The organism is Candidatus Cardinium sp. cByotN1 (assembly GCF_022810525.1).
In the GTDB taxonomy this organism is placed as follows: Bacteria; Bacteroidota; Bacteroidia; order Cytophagales; family Amoebophilaceae; genus Cardinium.
Genome location: NZ_JAACGG010000184.1, coordinates 1 through 202 on the forward strand (window position 1 = coordinate 1; position 202 = coordinate 202).

Annotated in this window: 1 protein-coding gene; it reads left to right on the forward strand. The window is 37.6% G+C overall.

The window, feature by feature from the left end:
• The coding region (locus MUW73_RS04330; protein WP_243575310.1) for a hypothetical protein at positions 1-202 on the forward strand (202 nt) is incomplete at both ends.

Consider the following 202-nt stretch of genomic DNA (forward strand, 5'->3'; position numbering starts at 1 on the left):
TACCTAATATTCAGGATTAGCCATCTGGCATTATTAGTGGTTTTTCTATTACCATCTTGTTTCAAGCTAAGAAAGTGCTATCAATGGGGCGGCTTAGAAAGACGCTATAACAATAGCCATAAAGGTAGTCCTACCAACCCAAGTATACCCAATAAGATACCTCAAATGAATAGTCGAGTTACTAGTCGAAAACCATCCAATA